20 protein-coding genes are annotated in these 18479 nt (G+C 68.1%); 14 read left to right on the forward strand and 6 right to left on the reverse strand.

From position 1 onward, the window contains the following. The first annotated feature begins 214 nt into the window (after positions 1-214). From A7D27_RS03755 to A7D27_RS03785, 7 genes are all read left to right on the forward strand, one after another. Positions 215-1036 (forward strand): molybdenum cofactor biosynthesis F family protein, encoded by an 822-nt coding sequence (locus A7D27_RS03755; protein WP_069564114.1) that lies wholly within the window; start codon positions 215-217, stop codon positions 1034-1036. Further along, positions 1029-1823: an SDR family NAD(P)-dependent oxidoreductase gene (locus A7D27_RS03760; RefSeq protein ID WP_069564115.1), complete on the forward strand. Its 795-nt coding sequence runs from the start codon at positions 1029-1031 to the stop codon at positions 1821-1823. The genes A7D27_RS03755 and A7D27_RS03760 overlap by 8 nt, the downstream gene beginning before the upstream one ends. Then, positions 1820-2584 carry an SDR family oxidoreductase gene (locus A7D27_RS03765; protein WP_069564116.1) on the forward strand — a complete coding sequence of 255 codons (765 nt, stop codon included), beginning with the start codon at positions 1820-1822 and terminating at the stop codon, positions 2582-2584. Before A7D27_RS03760 ends, A7D27_RS03765 begins: the two co-directional genes overlap by 4 nt. A 142-nt stretch (positions 2585-2726) precedes the next feature. After that, entirely contained in the window at positions 2727-3707 is a 981-nt protein-coding gene (locus tag A7D27_RS03770; protein ID WP_069564117.1) for a LuxR C-terminal-related transcriptional regulator, read from the forward strand. 87 nt (positions 3708-3794) lie between these two features. Next, positions 3795-4664 carry a transporter gene (locus tag A7D27_RS03775; protein WP_069564118.1) on the forward strand — a complete coding sequence of 290 codons (870 nt, stop codon included), beginning with the start codon at positions 3795-3797 and terminating at the stop codon, positions 4662-4664. Positions 4665-4674: 10 nt separating this feature from the next. Continuing rightward, positions 4675-5862: an MFS transporter gene (locus A7D27_RS03780; protein WP_069564119.1), complete on the forward strand. Its 1188-nt coding sequence runs from the start codon at positions 4675-4677 to the stop codon at positions 5860-5862. Then, positions 5859-6968 carry a class II histone deacetylase gene (locus A7D27_RS03785; protein ID WP_069564120.1) on the forward strand — a complete coding sequence of 370 codons (1110 nt, stop codon included), beginning with the start codon at positions 5859-5861 and terminating at the stop codon, positions 6966-6968. Before A7D27_RS03780 ends, A7D27_RS03785 begins: the two co-directional genes overlap by 4 nt. 70 nt (positions 6969-7038) lie before the next feature. On the opposite strand, the gene feaR is transcribed toward A7D27_RS03785, so the two are convergent. After that, the gene (feaR, locus tag A7D27_RS03790) at positions 7039-7989 is read right to left on the reverse strand and encodes a transcriptional regulator FeaR (protein ID WP_069564121.1); all 951 of its coding nucleotides are present in this window, start codon (positions 7987-7989) and stop codon (positions 7039-7041) included. 278 nt (positions 7990-8267) lie between these two features. Between feaR and A7D27_RS03795 the strand changes: the two genes are divergently transcribed. Next, the gene (locus A7D27_RS03795) at positions 8268-8522 is read left to right on the forward strand and encodes a type II toxin-antitoxin system RelE/ParE family toxin (RefSeq protein WP_044412180.1); all 255 of its coding nucleotides are present in this window, start codon (positions 8268-8270) and stop codon (positions 8520-8522) included. Beyond that, complete coding sequence (locus A7D27_RS03800; RefSeq protein WP_069564122.1) at positions 8506-8832, forward strand: helix-turn-helix domain-containing protein; 327 nt, start codon at positions 8506-8508, stop codon at positions 8830-8832. The genes A7D27_RS03795 and A7D27_RS03800 overlap by 17 nt, the downstream gene beginning before the upstream one ends. A gap of 53 nt (positions 8833-8885) precedes the next feature. On the opposite strand, the gene A7D27_RS03805 is transcribed toward A7D27_RS03800, so the two are convergent. After that, entirely contained in the window at positions 8886-9074 is a 189-nt protein-coding gene (locus A7D27_RS03805) for a hypothetical protein (protein ID WP_069564123.1), read from the reverse strand. A 133-nt stretch (positions 9075-9207) separates the two neighbouring features. On the opposite strand from A7D27_RS03805, the gene A7D27_RS03810 reads away from it, so the two are divergent. Next, positions 9208-10170, forward strand: a complete 963-nt coding sequence (locus tag A7D27_RS03810; RefSeq protein ID WP_069559627.1) for a hypothetical protein — start codon at positions 9208-9210, stop codon at positions 10168-10170. A gap of 9 nt (positions 10171-10179) precedes the next feature. Here A7D27_RS03810 and A7D27_RS03815 read toward each other — a convergent pair whose 3' ends face one another. Then, positions 10180-10761, reverse strand: coding sequence for a DUF3156 family protein (locus A7D27_RS03815; RefSeq protein WP_083265514.1), 582 nt, complete (start codon positions 10759-10761; stop codon positions 10180-10182). Then, entirely contained in the window at positions 10742-12241 is a 1500-nt protein-coding gene (locus tag A7D27_RS03820; protein WP_069564125.1) for an APC family permease, read from the reverse strand. Before A7D27_RS03820 ends, A7D27_RS03815 begins: the two co-directional genes overlap by 20 nt. 396 nt (positions 12242-12637) lie before the next feature. Between A7D27_RS03820 and A7D27_RS03825 the strand changes: the two genes are divergently transcribed. From A7D27_RS03825 to dctM, 4 genes are all read left to right on the forward strand, one after another. Continuing rightward, entirely contained in the window at positions 12638-13966 is a 1329-nt protein-coding gene (locus A7D27_RS03825) for a hypothetical protein (protein WP_069564126.1), read from the forward strand. A 317-nt stretch (positions 13967-14283) separates the two neighbouring features. Then, positions 14284-15279: a C4-dicarboxylate TRAP substrate-binding protein DctP gene (gene dctP / locus A7D27_RS03830; RefSeq protein ID WP_069559630.1), complete on the forward strand. Its 996-nt coding sequence runs from the start codon at positions 14284-14286 to the stop codon at positions 15277-15279. Positions 15280-15347: 68 nt separating this feature from the next. Beyond that, positions 15348-15995, forward strand: a complete 648-nt coding sequence (locus A7D27_RS03835; protein WP_069559631.1) for a TRAP transporter small permease — start codon at positions 15348-15350, stop codon at positions 15993-15995. Then, entirely contained in the window at positions 15992-17275 is a 1284-nt protein-coding gene (gene dctM / locus A7D27_RS03840; RefSeq protein WP_069559632.1) for a C4-dicarboxylate TRAP transporter large permease protein DctM, read from the forward strand. Before A7D27_RS03835 ends, dctM begins: the two co-directional genes overlap by 4 nt. 37 nt (positions 17276-17312) lie before the next feature. Here dctM and A7D27_RS03845 read toward each other — a convergent pair whose 3' ends face one another. Together A7D27_RS03845 and A7D27_RS03850 are read right to left on the reverse strand one after the other, a co-directional pair. Further along, positions 17313-17774: a GNAT family N-acetyltransferase gene (locus A7D27_RS03845; protein WP_069564127.1), complete on the reverse strand. Its 462-nt coding sequence runs from the start codon at positions 17772-17774 to the stop codon at positions 17313-17315. Positions 17775-17840: 66 nt separating this feature from the next. Further along, a complete protein-coding gene (locus A7D27_RS03850) occupies positions 17841-18353 on the reverse strand; it encodes a hypothetical protein (RefSeq protein WP_069564128.1) in 513 nt (170 codons plus the stop codon). Positions 18354-18479: the final 126 nt, after the last annotated feature.

An 18479-nucleotide genomic window follows, 5' to 3' on the forward strand; every position in this document is an offset into this window, starting at 1 on the left:
ACCTGGTTGGCGGGGTTGAACATGCTGTGCTCCGTCCTTTGGAACTGGGAGGACGGAGACTGACTGTTTGTATTAGGGGGATTCCATCAGGCGCTTCCGATAGCTGTGTACGGTTGCGCCACTGGGCGGTGTCAACCGCCCTCAACCATCCGGTTGATACCCGCCCCGCCCGCCAGCGCGGACCATGGAGGTTCCATTGCACAAGGAGCTTCCCATGACCGCATCAACCGACTGGATCACCGTAGGCGCGCTGGCCGAGGGCTTTGCCCCGGGGGCGTTCATCCTGCCCAACCTGGCGGACCTGGATGGCCACCGCTTCGAGCTGGTGTTCGAGAACGGCTGGCGCATCGCCCATGCCTTCGTCGACGGCCAGTTGGACTGGGCGCTGGCCGACGGCAGCGCGAGCGGGCGCTCGCCCTACCGCGCCACGTCGGTGCGGCCGGGGCTGTACCTGGTGGACTTCATCAAGCACGAGAACGGCCAGGCCTGGTCGGTGAGCCTGGTGCTGGACACCCTCAGCCAGTCCTTCACCGCGGTGCTCGGCCAGTTGCCGCAGCGCGAGGCCACCGAGCAGGGCCTGTACCGCCGGGCGCTGGAGGGGCGCGACCTCACCGACGTGTCCGTGCAGTTCCTCCACGGCACCCTGGACCGCCCCTGGGAGCCGGGCGCCTGCCCCCACGCGCCGACCGCCGAGCTGGTGGGCCTGCGCAACCGCTACCGCTACAGCCCCACCGAGGTCTACGAGCACATCTACCTCAACGAGCAGTTCTACACCTGGCAATGCCTGGCCGGCGTCGAGCAGGGTCTGTGCGACACCGACCGCTGCCACTACTACCGCATCGCCGATGAGCTCTACCTGTTCGTCTGGCGGGAGAAGATCGTCCCCACCCTGGGGCTGGTGATGATCGACCTGAAGGCCCACCGCAGCGACGGCAAGATCTTCGGCTACGCCGATGCCGACTTCGCCGCCCTCTCCAACTTCCCGGTGAGCTCCCATTGCGACGTGCTCAACCGCACGGAGTACGGCGATGCGTGAGCGCACCGTCCTCATCACCGGGGCCGGCACCGGCATCGGCGAGGCCTGCGCCCGGCGCCTGGCCGAGGACGGCGCCCAACTGGTGCTGGTGGGGCGTCGCCGTGAGCCGCTGGAGCGGGTCGCTGCCGCTACCGGCGGCCTGGTGCTGGTGGGCGATGCCGCCAGCAGTGCGGACTGGGCGGGCTTCGTCGAGCGCGTGAGGGCGCGCTTCGGCGGGCTCGATGCGCTGATCGCCTGCGCCGGCGGCCACGGCCTGGGCAGCGCGATCCAGACCGACGACGAGGCCTGGAACGGCGCCCTGCACAGCAACCTCGGCAGTGCCTTCCAGAGCGCCCGAGCCTGCCTGCCGCTGCTGCTGGATCGGCGCGGCAGCATCGTCCTGCTCGGCTCCATCGCCTCCCTCGCCGCCGGCCCCGAGGTGTGCGGCTACACCACCGCCAAGCACGCCCTGCTGGGCCTGAACCGCTCGCTCGCGCGGGACTACGGCCCCCACGGCGTGCGGGTGAACTGCGTGTGCCCGGGCTGGGTGCGCACGCCCATGGCCGATGCCGAGATGCAGCCGCTGATGGCCCATTACGGCGAGGACCTGGACAGCGCCTACGCCCGCGTCACGGCGGACGTGCCGCTGCGCCGGCCGGCCTGGCCGGAAGAGATCGCCGCGCTGTGCCGCTTCCTGGTCAGCGACGAGGCCTCGATCATCACCGGCACGACGCTGGTGGCCGATGGCGGCGCGACGGTGGTGGACGTCCCCACCCTGGCCTTCGAGCGCCTGGGCGGTGCGCCATGAGCGGCGCCTTCAGCGGCCAGACGGTGCTGGTCACCGGCGGCGCCCAGGGCATCGGCCTGGCCATCGTCGAGGCCTTCTCGGCAGCCGGGGCGGAGGTGCTGATCGTCGACCTCCAGGCCGCACCGGCCGAGGCCGTGGCCGCCCGGTTGCGTGACCAGGGCCGGGCCGCCCGTGCCTACGCGGTGGACCTGGCCGAGCGCCGCGCCATCGAGGCGCTGATGGCCGGGCTGGAGCGCCTGGACGTGGTGGTGCACAACGCCGCCTACTTCCCCCTCACGCCTCTGGAGCAACTGGACGAAGCCCGGCTGGCGCGCACCCTGGCGGTCAACCTCGGTGCGCTGTTCTGGCTCGCCCAGGGCGCTCTGCCGCTGCTGCGCCGGGCCGGGGGCGGCAGCCTGCTGGTGACCTCCTCGGTCACCGGCCCGCGCGTCGCCTACCCGGGGCTGACCCACTACGCCGCGTCCAAAGCCGGGGTCAACGGCTTCATCCGCAACGCAGCCCTGGAACTGGCCGGCGACCGGGTGCGGGTGAACGGCGTGGAGCCGGGGATGATCCGCACCCCGGCGATGGCCAACCTGGGGGATGCCGGCCATGCCGAGGCCATCGCCCGCAGCGTGCCCCTCGGGCGCCTGGGGGAGCCGGCCGACATTGCCGGCGCCATGCTGTTCCTGGCCTCCGAGCAGGCCGCCTACATCACCGGCCAGACGCTGGTGGTGGACGGCGGCGCCACCCTGCCGGAAGCCCCCGGCGCGTTCGTCTGAACACCCCCACCATCCTGCATTTGCAGGATGGTGGGGCCTGCCGGCGCTGGAGATACTCGCGCCATGGCCCTGCCCCGTCGTCCCGACACCGGCCGCCCACTGATGACTACAAAAACAACAAAGTCGCAGCGAGGTGCTTTGCATGTCCGCACTCACCGATATCCAGATCACGCCCCGGCAGATCGGCGCCTACAACGCCCTGCTGCTGGACCTCACCCGCCTGGCCCAGGAACGCGCCATGCAGCGCTTCCACGCCGGCGTGCTGGCCCGCCTGCGCCAGTTGATCGACTTCGACAAGGCCTGGTGGGGCCGTGCCGCCCTGATCGACGGCCTGCCCTGCGAGCACAGCACCCAGCTCTACAACCTGCCCAGCCACTACCTGGCGGACTGGCAATCCATCCGCGACCAGGACCCGACCGTGCAGCGTGCCCACGCCGACCCGGGCCACTCGGTGGTCATCGACACCCAGTCCGACGCCAGCTCCCCCGGGCTGCGCTGGCTGGGCCAACGCCACGGCTTCCGCGAACTGCTCTGCGGGGTGCACATGGACCCGCAGAGCCGCCTCAGCGTGCACCTGGCGCTCTACCGCCGCGAGGGCGCAGCCCCGTTCAATGCCCAGGAGCGCTTCCTCTTCGACCTGTGCATGCCCCATCTGGTGGCCGCCGAAGGGCTGAACCAGTTGCGCAGCCTGGTCACCCACCGGGAAAGCCTTGAAGGCCCCACCGCCACGGCGCTGGCAGTGTGCGACCGGCACGGTCTGCTGCACTTCGTCGAGCCCGGCTTCGTCGACCTGCTGCTGCGCGAGTGGCCCCAGTGGAACGGCCCCCAACTGCCGGACGAGGTGAAGCCCGAGGGCTTCAGCGGGCGCAACCTGTACCTGCAGTCCAAGCAGGTCGGCGACCTGTTCCTGGTCAGCGCCCGTCGTGCCCCGGCCATGGCCTGCCTGAGCGCCCGCGAGGCGGAGATCGCCCAGCGCTTCGGCAGCGGCCGCACCTACAAGGAAATCGCCCGTGAACTGGGCGTGGCGCCCAACACCGTGCGCCATCACATCCGCAGCATCTACGACAAGCTCGGCGTGAACGGCAAGGCCGGCATCAGCCAGTTGCTGCACCAAACGGGCTGACGCCCGCTCCCCCTCACAGCAAGCCCCGCCTGCCGGCCCGCCCGGCGGGATGGGAACCCTTTTGCCCACAGACCCGAGGACCGCCCCATGCTCACCCGCCGTACTCCGCTCCTGCTCGCCCTCGCGCCCCTGGCGCTGACCGCCCCGGCCCACGCCGCCGACCTCAACGCGCGGGACTTCGTCTCCGCCCCGGTCGGCACCGTGCTCGGCGTCGGCTACCTGCCCATGACCCGCGCCAGCGAATTCCACGGCCCCGGCTCCAGCGGCAAGGCCGACCTGGCGGTGAACGCCTTCGCCTGGCGCCAACTGCTATTCACCGACCTCTGCGGCACGCTGTGCACGCCGCAGTTCATCGTCTCCTACGCCGACATCGACATCCGCACGCCCGGCAGCGCCAGCCGCAGCTCGGAACGCGGCCTGGGCGACCCTCAGGTGGGCGGCACGCTGTTCTTCATCAACGACCCGCAGCGCCGCACCTACAGCGGCCTGCTGACCATGCTCAGCGTGCCCCTGGGCGAGTACCACGGGCGCAACCCCGATGCCTCCCCCGGCGCCAACCGCTGGGCGCTGCACCTCAACTACAACTACACCCAGGGCATCGGCGAACGCTGGATGCTCGAAGCCAACCTGGAAACCCAGCTCTACGGCAAGAACGACGACTACTTCGGCCAGGACCTGGAGCAGAAGCCGCTCTACCGCCTGCAGGCCTTCGCCTCCTACGACTTCACTCCCAGCACCTATGGCGCCCTGCGCCTGATCCACGCCGACGGCGGCGAACTGGAACTCAACGGCCGGACCCTGGACGACACCCACCAGCGCTACAGCCAGGTGGGCTTCGAAGTGGGCCACTGGCTGGACCGGCAGAACCAGGTGCTGCTGGGAGTGACCCGCAACGTCGCCACCACCAACGCCTTCGAGCAGAGCAACGTGCTGCTGCGCTATGTCCACGTCTTCTGAGGGCCCCGTCATGACCACACAGGAATCGGCGGGGCTGCCCCGCGAGCGTCTCTGCGCCATCGTGCTGTTCGCCGCCGTGGTGCCCCTGGTGCTGATGGCCGCACCCGCCATCGCCACCCAGTTGGCCCACCAGCTCGGCCTGGGCGCCGCCGCCATCGGCCAACTGTTCTCCATCGAGCTGGCGGCCATGAGCCTGGCCACCCTGCCCGCCTACCTCTGGCAGACACGCCTGGACTGGCGCTGGGTGGCACGGGTCGCGGCCCTGCTGTTCATCGTCGCCAACCTGGCCTCGGCCTTCATCACCGACAAGACCTACCTGCCCCTGCTGATGGGCCTGCGCTTCACCAGCGCCCTGGCCGGCGGCACGCTGATGGTGCTGTGCATCGCCAGCGCGGTGGCCAGCGACCAGCGTGACCGGGTCTATGGCTTCTGGCTGATCGGCCAACTGGTGCTGGGCGCAGTAGGACTGTGGGTGCTGCCGCTGCTGTTCGCGCACGTCGGCCTGGCCGCGTTGTACCTCGGGCTGGCCGGAATGATGCTGCTGTGCCTGCCGCTCACCCGCGCCTTCCCGGCCGGGATGAAGGCACAGGAGGCCCGCGTGCAGGCCGCCAGCCCCTCGCGCCTGCGGGCCTGGTGCGGGCTGTTTGCGGTGCTGGCCTTCTACATCGGCCTGAGCGGGGTGTGGACCTTCATCGGCGCCCTGGCCGAGCGGGCCGGCGTCGACCCGGACACCACCCGCACCCTGCTGGCGGTGGCCTCGCTGCTGGGCATCGCCGGCTCGGCCAGCGTCACCCTGATCGGCGGGCGCTGGCCCCGGGGGCTGCCGCTGGTGCTGGGCTACGCCGCCATGGCGGCGTCGGTGCTGCTCCTGCTGGGGCTGCCCGGCACCCTGCGCTTCGCGGTGGCGGCGCTGCTGTTCAAGTACACCTGGACCTTCGTCCTGCCGCTGATCCTGGCCTGCCTGGCCGACCTGGACCGCAGCGGCCGGCTGATGAACAGCGTCAACCTGGTCATCGGCGGCGGCCTGGCCCTGGGCCCCGCCGTCGCCGGCCCGCTGCTGGAAAGCCCGCTGGGCTACAGCGGCATGCTGGCGGTCAGCGCCGGCTGCCTGCTGCTGTCGTTCCTCGCCCTGCACCTGGCGCGTCGCCCCACCGGCGCCACGCTCACCCCCCTCGATCCCACTGGAGCCACCTCATGAGTCGCCGTACCGCCTTTCTTTCCGATGAACACTGCTTCTGGCACAGCGCCGGCATGCGCGCGCTGACCCTGCCGGTGGGCGGCTGGGTGCAGCCACCAGCCGCCACCGGATTCGCCGAATCCCCCGAGACCAAGCGCCGGCTGAAGAATCTGGTGGAGGTGTCCGGGCTTGCCGAGCACCTGCAGATGGGCAGCGCCGCGCCTGCCACCGAGGCGGACCTGCTGCGCATCCACCCGGCGCATTACCTGGAGCGCTTCCGCCAGTTGAGCGATGCCGGCGGCGGCGAGCTGGGCCCGGAAGCCCCGGTGGGCCCGGGCAGCTACGGCATCGCCCTGCGCTCGGCGGGGCTGGCCATCGAGGCGGTGGACCGGGTGCTGCGGGGCGAGGCGGACAACGCCTACGCCCTCTCCCGCCCGCCGGGCCACCACTGCCTGGCGGACCAGGCCATGGGCTTCTGCCTGCTGGCCAACATCCCCATCGCCATCGAGGCGGCGCGGGCGCGCCACGGCATCGAGCGGGTGGCAGTAGTGGACTGGGACGTGCACCACGGCAACGGCACCCAGTCCATCTACGAGGCCCGCAGCGATGTGCTGACCCTCTCCCTGCACCAGGAGAACTGCTTCCCGCCCGGGTACGGCGGCGTGGAGGACCGCGGCATCGGCGACGGGCTCGGCTTCAACCTGAACATCCCGCTGCCGGCCGGCAGCGGGCACGACGCCTACCTGCATGCCATGCGCCGCATCGTGGTGCCGGCGCTGACACGCTTCCGCCCGCAACTGATCGTGGTCGCCTGCGGCTACGACGCCAACGCAGTGGACCCGCTGGCGCGCATGCAACTGCACAGCGACTCCTTCCGGCAGATGACCGCCCTGCTGCTGGAGGCGGCGGATCAGCTCTGCGACGGACGCCTAGTGCTGGTCCACGAAGGGGGATATGCGGAAGCCTACGTGCCCTTCTGCGGGCTGGCGGCCATCGAGACGCTGGCAGGGGTGAGGACGCCGGTGGAGGACCCGCTGCTGGAATTCATCGGCCTGCAGCAACCGGGTGCGGCCTTCGCCGCGTTCCTTGAGCAACAGGTGGAGGCACTGGCCACGCGCCTGGCCTGATCACCACTTGCAAACGAAAGCGCCGGGCGGTCCTCGTGGCCGTCCGGCGCTGTGCGTTTCAGGGGGCGGCTCAGCGACCGCCGGGCCCCATGAGAGCGCTCGCACGGTACTCCTTCGGCGAACGCTCGAAGTGCTTCTTGAACGAGCGGCTGAAGTGCGCCGAGTCGGTGAAGCCCCATTTGTAGGCGATGGCGGTGATGGACTCGCTACGCAGGGTCGGGTTGGCCAGGTCGGCGGCACTGCGCTGCAGGCGCGAACGCTGGATGTAGCGGCAGACGCTGTCGCCCTGCTCCTCGAACAGTCGGTAGAGGTGGCGCACGGAAATGTTCAGGCGATTGGCCAACCCCAGCGGGGTGAGGTTGGGTTGGGACAGGGAGTCGTCGATCAGCTTCTGCACATGGCTGCGCAGGCTGGCGCCGTGCAGGGGCTCGCTGCTCGGCAGCTCTTCGTCGGACTGGGCCATGGCCGGCGCCAGCAGCGAGATGAAGGCGCTCTGCATGGCCTCGCGCTCACCCGCCTCGCCCGGCCCCTCGCCCTCGCGGCAGAGCTGGTCCATCAGCAGGTGCAGCATCTTCCCGCTGGAGCAACCGGAGGGGATCTTGCCGAAGGTGCGCTGCTTCACCACCTGCTCCACCTCGCGGCGCGGCAGGGACAGCGAGCAATGCTCGATCAGGCCGAAGGGGGTGATCTCGCAGGAGCCGACCGAATCCATCAGCAGCATCTCGCCGGGGGCGAGGTGGATGGCCACGCCGTCCTGGCTGATCTGCGAATGCCCGCTGCGCTGGCTCACCAGGAAGCAGTGCTGGTCGTTGTCGTGGTCGGCCTTGTTCGACGAGCGGGCGATGAGCCCGGCATTGGTGCGCAGGTGCGCCATCGTGAGGCCGGAATGATCACGCAGCGAAATGTCGCCGATGAACAGCGAACGGTTGAAGGCGATCTGGGTTTCGAACTTCCCGCAGATGGCTTGCAGCGCGGCTTTCCAGCCATCCAGACCGTCTTGGGCGGCGAGAGCGGCGTTCATAGGCACCTCCATTGGGGTGGCTGTCTTGTTGTTGTCGGCGAATAGTTAACATGTTATCGATGAAGGCGCAACAGCGGCTCAACGCCACGTCCTGTGCAGGTTTGGTGCCAATCGACGTTGGCCCGTTCAGGGGGCTCCCAGCCGGGGGAGCGTGAACGGCACCTGCGGTTGGGAAGAGGCGCCATGGAGAGCCGGAACGCCCTTACAACGCCTTCGGCTCGCCTGACAAAAAAACCTGTTACGTTACTTATATTGCTTATATATTGAGTGGCATCGGGATGAATGAGATCCAGTGGACACGGAAGGCCGTCAAGCAACTCCGCAAGATCACCCCCAACGACCAGCGGCGTCTCTATGACGCGGTCCAGGCACTGGCTTTCATGCCTGACGTGCAAAACGTCAAGGCGCTCGTCCATCACGCGTACGGTTACAGGCTGCGCGTCGGCCACTACCGGGTGTTGTTCGACTGGGACGGCGGCATCCAGATCGTGAGTATCGAAGAGGTCAAGAAGCGCGATGAACACACCTACTGATGTGCAGATCATCAACGACGCCGAGGGCAAGCCCGCCTTCGTTGTCATCCCCTATGCCCAGTACATCGCCAGCCACCCGCAATCCGACCGGGTGCCCAACGAGGTGGTGGGCCACATGGTGAAGGACGGGCTGACGCCGATTGCGGCCTGGCGCCGTCACCTGGGTCTGTCCCAGACAGAAGTGGCCGCCCGGATCGGGATCAGCCAACCGGCCTACGCGCAGCAGGAGCAAGCCAGCAGGCCGCGCAAGGCCACCCGGGAGAAAATCGCCAGGGCGCTCGGTATCGCGCCGTCACTGCTCGACCTCTGAATGCAAAAGCCCCGGCACGATGGCCGGGGCTCTTCTGAATCGCGTTGCCAGCCTCAGCGGGTCAGTACCGCGAGGCCGATCACCAGCAGCACGATCCCGCCGGCGATCAACAGTGCTGGCACCCCCGAGCGGGTCTTGCGTGGGGCACGGCCCTGGCGGTTGCCGGGTACGGCCTGCCCTCCCCGGCCCTTCGAACGGGCGCTGCCGACGGGCCTGCCGCCCTTGAGCTTGTGCGATGCCATGACTCACTCCTTGTTGAATGCACGAACGCCACGACCCTAGCACCCACCCGGCGTCCACTCCAGCCAACCATTTGCCGCCACCGCCGGGGCCGGCATAATCGCCGCTCTTGCCTCCAGCCAGGGAACCGCTCGGATGCCCAGCAAAGCCCCCATCACCCGCGCCTACTGCGTCCAGTTGGACGAGGTGCTGTCCATCGCCGAAGCCCGGCGGGCGTACTTCTCCCTGCCGGAGCCGCGCAGCCGCTTCGACTTCCTCTGCTCCAACCCGGCCTGCCGCGCGCGGGGCACCAAGGTGACGGCGGCCAACTACGACAAGCAGCCGAACGAGACCTACAAGGCCGCCCACTTCCGCGAGAACCCCCACTCGCCCCACGCCCCCGACTGCGAGTGGATGCGCACCGAGGAGGAGGACGCCGACGGCCGCCTGCCCGGCGAGAGCGAAGCCGAGGCCCGGCTGCGCCAGGCGCGGCGCAAGCTGCACGACTACATCGACGTGTTCGAGCCCCTGGCCGAGCGCCCCGCGACCGGCCAGGAGCCCGCTGCAACCGCCAAACCCGCACCGAGCCCCGCCCCTGCCAAGCCGCAGGAAGACGCCGGCACGCCCCGCCAGCGCGCCTCCGCCAACCAGCGCACCAGCAGCCTGGAGCGCCTGGTGGAGTGCTACCGGCAGGCACGGCTGGAGCTGTCCGACGAGGACTTCAAGGCCATGCGCCTGCGGGTGGTGGGTGAAGGCGAGATGCCCCTCGCCGCTTACTTCAAGGCCATCCGCTACGCCCGGCTGGGTAACGCCAACCGCGTGCTGCAGGGCGGTGCCTTGCTGGTGGACCGCTACGGCAGCGGCTTCAAGCTGAAGTTCTACGACCGCATCGACAACAAGCCGGTGTTCCTCTACATCGCCAAGGAGCAGATGGACGCCTACCGCTTCCGGGGCTACCTCGACAGCCTGCTGCGGGAAGAGGTGGACTACTTCCGTGTGTTCGCCATGGGCGAGCTGGCGCTGTCCCCCAGCGGCAAGAGCATCGATCTGAAGGTGGCGGACCTGCGCCAACTGGTGCTGATCCCCGGCATGAAGAAGGCATCCACCGCCCAGACCTGAGCCCCGCCCTCAATGGCGCGCCAGCAGCCGCGCCAGCGCCTGCAACGCATCCAGCAGCAGGGCCCGCTGCGCCCCGTCGAGGCGGATGTAGCGACGGAAGGCCGGCATGCGGTTGACCACCTCGCTGGCGCCCATGTGCTCCAGGCGCACCTGCCAGGTGCTGCCCGTGCGTTCCAGTTCCAGGCGCTTGAAGTCCAGCGGCATCAGCGCCGCCCTCAGCGCCGGGTCGCCTTCCAGCGCGTGCACCAGCGCCTCCAGCGTCTCGCCCTGACCCGACATGCGGCGGATCGCCAGCCCCTCGCGACGCACCAGCCCGGTGTGGCGCAGCGCCAACCGCGCCGGGCCCTCCTCGCGGGACGGCACGCAGAGGGAGAACTCCACCAGCACCAGGTGCATCAGCAGCTCGGACTGGGTGCGCTCGCGGGCCTCGAACGGCATCCCGTCCGCCGTCACGAAACGCGCCAGGCCGGGGCCCAGCGGCTCGCAGTCCAGCCCGGCCAGGTCACGCCGCAGGTGGGCCAGGGTCACCCCCGGGCGGTAGCCCGAGGGTGCGCGGTTCCAGCCCAGCCGGTCAGACAGCCTTTGCAACATGGCCCGGGAACTCCGCAGGGTGAATGCCCGGCTCGTGGCTGAACTCCTTCGCCAGGATCTCCTCCACCGGCACCGGGCGGAACGGGTTCACCCGCTGCACCACCAGGGTCCAGAACAGCGCGTAGGCGGCGGTCAGGCTGAGCATCACGGCAAAGGGCACGTAGACGTCGCTGCGGCTCATCCCCGGCGGGGCGATGAACCACAGGCCGATGAGGATGCCGACGCTGGAGACGATCTGCGGCAGCGGGAAGAACGGCGAGCGGTAGGCACGCGGCAGGTCCGGCCGACGCAGGCGCAGCAGCACCACCGAGATCGTCACCAGCAGGTAGGCCGTGCCCCAGGCACAGACCGCCGCGAGGATCAACGGCACGATGTGGTCGGCGTTGCCGCCCAGGTAGGCCGCGTGGGCGCAGGGGATCAGCATCGCCACGGCAATGCACAGCACCGGGGTCTTGAAGCGCGGGTGCAGGTAGGCGAAGACCTTCGGCAGCGCGCCATCCACCGCCATGCCATAGAGGATGCGCGGCACGCCGGCCATCAGGGTGTTGATGGTGGCCGCACCGGCGAAGAGGAAGCCGATGCCCAGCCAGATCGGCCCGATGTCGCCCATCACCTGCTGGGCGAACTGCGGGATGGCCATCGGCGTATCCAGCAGGTGCACCCCGGTGGCCTCGTCCAGCAGCACGTTCTCCACCTGGCGCTTCATCGCCGCGCCGTAGATGAACATGCACGAGGCCACGCCACACAGGCCCAGGGCCATGGCACGGGGCATGGTGCGGGCGGAGTTGCGCAGGTCCGGCGCCAGCGGGGTGACGAACTCGCAGCCGACGAACATGAACATCGCCATGCCCACCAGGGACAGCACGGTGACCACATCGGTGCCCACCAGGGAGGCGCCGAACCAGCCGTCCAGCTCGACCGCCGGCGCGGCCAGCACCCCGAGCACGCCGAACACCATCAGCGTGGTCCACATGCCGAAGGTGAGGATCACCTCGGCCTTGCCGAACACGCTGACACCAAAGGCATTGAGGATGCCGAACACCACCACGAAGCCCACGCCCAGCAGCCAGGAGCCCCCCGCCGACTCGGCCAGGGTGTTGAGGTGCTCGAAGTTCACCAGCGCCATCACCCCGGAGAGGATGGTTTCGGCGGTGCCGGCGAACACGTGGACGATCAGGTAGGCCGCGATGGTGCCGGTGATGGCGAAGAAGCGCCCCATGCCGCAGGAGATGTAGTCGTACACCGAGCCGGTGGTGGGGATCATCGACGCGGCTTCGGCGAAGGTGGTGGACTGCGCCAGCATCATCACCAGGGCGATCAGCATGGCGATGGCGAAGGCGCTGCCGCCGATGCCGAAGCCCATGGTGGCGGTGAGGATGACCGGGCTGGCCATGATCAGGCCGATGGTACTGGCCAGGGCCGTCGGGAAGCCGACCGAGCCTCGGCTCAGGTGCACGCTGAGCTGTTCATTGAGCGACATGGTGGGTGGACCTCGGAGTCTGTTGTTCTGATTTGTCGTGACACCGGCCTGGCCAGAGCATGAAGGCAACCCCTGTTCCCCTATCAGCCATTCGGCGCATCGCCAGGCCCGTCTGTCGCCCCCACCGGGCTGCGCAAAACCGGCGCAACGGTGCAGGGTCCAGGTCACTTTGCCCCCGCCCCGCGCCAGCGTCTTGCCCCTGCCTGCCGCCCCTCTTGTAGCTGGCTGACATCCGCCAGGCCACGTCCGGCGCGGTCAAGCGCCTGGCAGGGACGGACAAGACGGCCCAGCCCCATCGGCGCACAAATGCCCCCGCCGTCGCCCCGCGCCACGGCATGCGAACCCACCACGGGGCCGACGCCCCGGACGCACAACACCACGCAAGGGAGACACACCATGGGGCACCCGATCCGACTGCACAGGCTGGCACAGGCCATCGCCCTGGGCGCGGCCCTGCTCGCCGCCAGCCAGGGCGCGCGCGCCTACGAGTTCTACGCCGATGAGGACACCCACCTGAATGCCGACCTGCTGGCCGTCTACGGCATGATGAACAGCCGCAAGAACTACGACGGCACCTCCGGCGGCTCCACCTGGCGCGAGGGCTTCATCAAGTACGGCGTCAGCGGCACCCAGGGCCTGGCCGGCAACGGCACCCTCTACGGCGCCCTCAACTGGGTCAGCTCGGCCACCTGGGGCGACGGCGACCCGGCCGGCAACACCCTCGGCCGCGAGCGCACCACCAAGATCGAAGACGCCAACCTGGGCTGGCGCTCCGCCGACCTGGTGCCGGTGCTGGGCGAGGACGGCATCGATGTCTCCTTCGGCCGCCAGGTGGTCAAGCTGGGCACCGGCTTCCTGATCAACGACGACGGCCCCAACCTCGGCCAGGGCCCGGCCGACGGCGCCCTCGACCGCGGCGGCGCCTACTACATCGCCGCCCGCCACGCCTTCGACCGCACTGCCGTGCTGCGCCTGGGTGGCCAGGACGGCCTGCACGGCAGCGTGCTCTGGCTCAAATCCGACAACCGCGCCCAGGCCGAGACCGAACTGGCCGCCGGCACCCTCGACTACACCGGCAAGGCCGGCACCCTGGGGCTGACCTGGATACATGGCCTCGACGTCACCGATCAGTGGGCCAGCGACTTCCAGAAGCAGCGCGAAGGCATGGACATCTACAGCCTGCGCGGCGAAGGCGACGCCGGCATCGAGAACGCCAGCTTCGGCTTCGAATACGCCTGGCAGGACAAGGACGCCGGCCGCGAAACCGCCTGGTACACCGAGGCCGGCTATACCTTCGCCGACGTCGCCTGGGCGCCCAAGCTCACCTACCGCTACAGCCGCTATTCCCAGGACTGGGACTCGATGTTCAACGGCTTCTCCAGCGGCTACGGCACCTGGTTCCAGGGTGAAGTGGCCTCCAACTACGCCGGCCCGTTCAACCGCAACACCGGCATCCACCATGTCGGCCTGACAGCCAAGCCGTTGGAGAACCTCACCCTCGGCGTCCTGTATTTCGACTTCAACACCCTGGACCGCCACGAGCAGCTCAACCTCGACGGCCACGAGCTGGACCTGTACCTGGAATGGGCGGTCAACGACCACCTGCTGATCAGCCCCCTGGTCGGCCTCTACCGCCCCGACCGTGACGAGACCAGCGGCGGCAATCAGGTCGGCGGCAGCGGCACCAACGTCTACAGCCAACTGACCCTGGCCGTGATGTTCTGAAGAAACGGCGCGGAGCGCGCCAGCCGCTCCGCGCCCGCACATGGCGGAAATCCGCCAGCCAAAACACCCACTATTGGCGGATTTCCGCCACGCAACATTCACCCCACCCCGGGAGCCCAGCAACGGCGCACCCTCCAGCCTCGCCATCCCCTGGCACAACACTTGCTCCCTCTGAGGCCGCGAGCCAACAAGAACGACAGTCAAGCCGCGCCCTTTGCACCACCCCCAAACCCGGGATGGCGCCTAGACTCTCTTGTTGTCTCCAACGGATTGATGGAACGGACGTTCCACCTCAGAACAACAAGAGGATACATCTGATGTTCAAACCTGCTCTGAAAGCCCTCGCCTGTGCGCTCGCACTGGGCGCCGCCGGTCTGGCCCATGCGGCCGACCCCATCATCATCAAGTTCTCCCACGTCGTCGCCGAGCACACGCCCAAGGGCCAGGGTGCACTGCTGTTCAAGAAACTCGCGGAAGAGCGTCTGGCCGGCAAGGTGAAGGTCGAGGTCTATCCCAACTCGTCGCTGTTCGGCGACGGCAAGGAAATGGAAGCGCTGCTGCTGGGCGACGTGCAGATGATCGCCCCGTCCCTGGCCAAGTTCGAGCAGTACACCAAGCAGGTGCAACTGTTCGACCTGCCCTTCCTGTTCAACGACATCCAGGCCGTTGACCGCTTCCAGCACAGCCCCGAAGGGCAGAAGCTGCTCAAGTCCATGGAGAGCAAGAACATCACCGGCCTGGGCTACTGGCACAACGGCATGAAGCAGCTCTCGGCCAACAAGCCGCTGCGCGAGCCCAAGGACGCCCGCGGCCTGAAGTTCCGCGTGCAGGCCTCCGCCGTGCTGGAAGAGCAGTTCAAGGCCGTGCGCGCCAACCCGCGCAAGATGAGCTTCGCCGAGGTCTACCAGGGCCTGCAGACCGGCGTGGTGAATGGCGCAGAGAACCCCTGGTCGAACATCTACTCGCAGAAGATGCACGAGGTGCAGAAGTACATCACTGAGTCCAACCACGGCGTGCTGGACTACATGCTGATCACCAACACCCAGTTCTGGAACGGCCTGCCGGCTGATGTCCGCAGCGAGCTGGAGAAGATCACCGTCGAAGTCACCGAAGAGGTGAACAAGCAGGCCGAAGCCCTCAACCAGGGTGACAAGCAGCGCATCATCGACGCCAAGACCAGCGAAATCATCGAACTCACCCCCGAGCAGCGCAACGCATGGCGCGACGCCATGAAGCCGGTGTGGAAGAAGTTCGAAGGCGAGATCGGCCCCGACCTGATCAAAGCCGCCGAAGCCGCCAACCAGGCCCAGTAACACCCGCACGGACGATGGCCCACCGGGTCATCGTCCGTCGTCTGCTCCAGCCATCGGGAGATGCATCCATGAACGCCCTGCGGCGCGTCTGGGACCACTTCGAGGAAGCCTTCATCGCCTTCCTCCTGGCGGCCATGACGCTGGTGACCTTCGTCTATGTCATCCTCAACAACCTCTACACCCTCTTCTACAACCTGGCGGACCGTTGGGAGTCGGCCAGTGAAACCCTGTTCGGCATCGGCGACTCCATCCTCGCCATGGCCCAGGCCATGACCTGGAGCAACTCGCTGACCAAGGCCCTGTTCGCCTGGCTGATCTTCTTCGGCCTCGCCTACGGCGTGCGCACCGCCGGCCACATCGGCGTGGATGCGGTGGTCAAGCTGTTCCCCCGTCCGGCCCAGCGCATCATCGGCGTCATCGCCTGCCTGTGCTGCCTCGGCTACGCCGGGCTGATGGCCACCGCCAGCTTCGAATGGGTACAGACCCTGTTCACCGCCGGCATCGGCGCCGAAGACCTCGGCCACTACGGCATCCAGCAATGGCACATCGGCCTGATCCTGCCCCTGGGCTTCGCCCTGGTGTTCATCCGCTTTGCCGAAGTCCTCGTGCGCATCCTGCAGGGCCGCCAGACCGGCCTCGGCCTCGCGGATGAAGCCGCCGAAGCGGTCAAGCTCTCCGAGCACGACGACAGCCCGCACAAGGAAGACTCGAAATGACCGTCCTGTTCCTCTTCCTCCTGCTGTTCCTGCTCATGTTCATGGGCGTGCCCATCGGCGTGTCCCTGGGCCTGGCCGGCTCCGTGACCATCATGCTGTTCAGCCCGGACTCGGTGCGTTCGCTGGCCATCAAGCTGTTCGAAACCTCCGAGCACTACACCCTGCTGGCGATCCCGTTCTTCCTGCTGGCCGGCGCCTTCATGACCACCGGCGGCGTCGCACGTCGGCTGATCGACTTCGCCAACGCCTGCGTCGGCCACATCCGTGGCGGCCTGGCCATCGCCGCCGTCATGGCCTGCATGCTGTTCGCCGCGCTCTCCGGCTCCAGCCCCGCCACCGTCGCCGCCGTGGGCTCCATCGCCATTGCCGGCATGGTGCGCTCGGGCTACCCGCAGTCGTTCGGCGCCGGCATCGTCTGCAACGCCGGCACCCTGGGCATCCTCATCCCGCCGTCGATCGTCATGGTGGTCTACGCCGCCGCCACCGAAACCTCGGTGGGCAAGCTGTTCATGGCCGGCGTCGTGCCCGGCCTGCTGCTCGGCGTGGCGCTGATGCTGGCCATCTACATCGTCGCGGTGAAAAAGAACCTCCCCGCCCTGCCCCGCGCCAGCTTCCGCGAATGGCTGACCGCCGCCCGCCGTGCCGTCTGGGGCCTGCTGCTGATGGTGATCATCCTCGGCGGCATCTACTCGGGCATGTTCACCCCCACCGAGGCGGCCGCCGTCGCGGCGGTGTACTCGGCCTTCATCGCGCTGTTCGTCTACAAGGACATGACCTTCCGCGAAGTGCCGAAGGTGCTGCTGGAGTCGGGCAAGCTGTCGATCATGCTGATGTTCATCATCGCCAACGCCATGCTCTTCGCCCACGTGCTGACCACCGAACAACTGCCGCAACAGATCACCGCCTGGGTGATCGATGCCGGCCTCACGCCGGTGACCTTCCTGCTGGTGGTGAACATCGTGCTGCTGATCGCCGGGGCGTTCATGGAACCGTCGGCGATCATCCTGATCCTCGCGCCCATCCTGTTCCCCATCGCCGTGAAGCTGGGCATCGACCCGATCCACCTCGGCATCATCATGGTGGTGAACCTGGAGATCGGCCTGGTGACGCCGCCGGTGGGGCTCAACCTGTTCGTCACCTCCGCGGTGACCGGCATGCCGCTGACCCAGACCATCCGCGCCGCCATGCCCTGGCTGATGCTGCTGTTGCTGTTCCTCATCCTGGTGACCTACGTCCCCTGGATCTCCCTGGCACTGCCCAACTGGATCGGCATGAACTGATCCCCGAGAAAGCCCGGCCCTGCCGGGCTTTCTGCGTTCAGGGCGCGCGATCTTCCAGTGCCAGCACCATCGGCTGGCACACCAGGCCACGCTGCTCGAACACCTCGCCCGTGCAGGTGAAACCGAAGCGCCGGTAAACCTCCACCGAGGTCAGCGAGGCATTCACCGTCAGCCCCTCGGCCAGCACCGCAGGGACCACGGCCTGCACCAGCGCCCGACCGACGCCCTGCCCCTGGCAGCCCGGGTCGACGAACAGCATCGACAGGTGCCGCTGCTCACGCAGCTCCACCACCCCGACCACCCGCCCCGCGTGCTCGGCCACCCACAACCGATTACCCCCGGCCTGCCGCGCCGCGAATGCCTCGGGCTGCGCCAGCGCCTCGAAAGTGGCCACCCCTTCCGCCCCCAGTGTCGGCGCTACCCGGCCTCGGAACGCCGCCAGGCACACCGCACTCGCGGCCGGCAGATCATCGGAACGGGCAACACGCACGAGGGCCATGGTCATCATCCTTGGGGCTATCAGTCCGGCCCACTACCCTACGCGGAACTTCAAGGCAGTGGACGCTCACATCTCCTTGCCGAACACCACAAGGGCCTGCCTAAGAATGCCCGGCTCGCGCCAGCGGCGACGGAACCGGGATATGAGCATATGCGGAACAGCATCATTGGCCAGGAGGAGCTTGTTTGCCCGAATGCCGGCGAGCGGAGAAAAGTGCGCCCCTGACGAGGTGGCGTAGAACAAGATCACGCAGGCGCCTTGCATGAACGACTTATGCAACGTCGCCAACGAAACAGCAGGATAGGTGCACTCCAACGCAGAGTATGAAAGCAGCTCCCCTGGTTGCTTATCGTCATCCGGCTGAGTGTGAAACCTGACCCTCAGGCCAAAGGAAACGAGTGCCTCCGCCAAGCAAACGGTGTAACACCCCTCTTCAGGGGTGTAGCGGCACCGCTTGATGATTTCCTCAGCGGGGACCTCCACTCCATGGCGTTTCAACGCCATCCAGACAGCCAACGGCCCACAGGGTCCGGACAGCGCCCGAATCTCTTCCGGTGCCTCGTATGCGCTTGGATACATCAATAACGCTCCTTTCCCATAGTTCCCCCGGCACTACCAAACGCGAACTATACGGAACCCTTGGTCCGTAGGATGCGGTGAGCTCGGCGAACCGCATCACCGTGCCTACAAACCCGCAGGCGAAAA

The organism is Pseudomonas sp. 1D4 (assembly GCF_001728925.1).
GTDB classification, from domain to species: Bacteria; Pseudomonadota; Gammaproteobacteria; order Pseudomonadales; family Pseudomonadaceae; genus Metapseudomonas; species Metapseudomonas otitidis.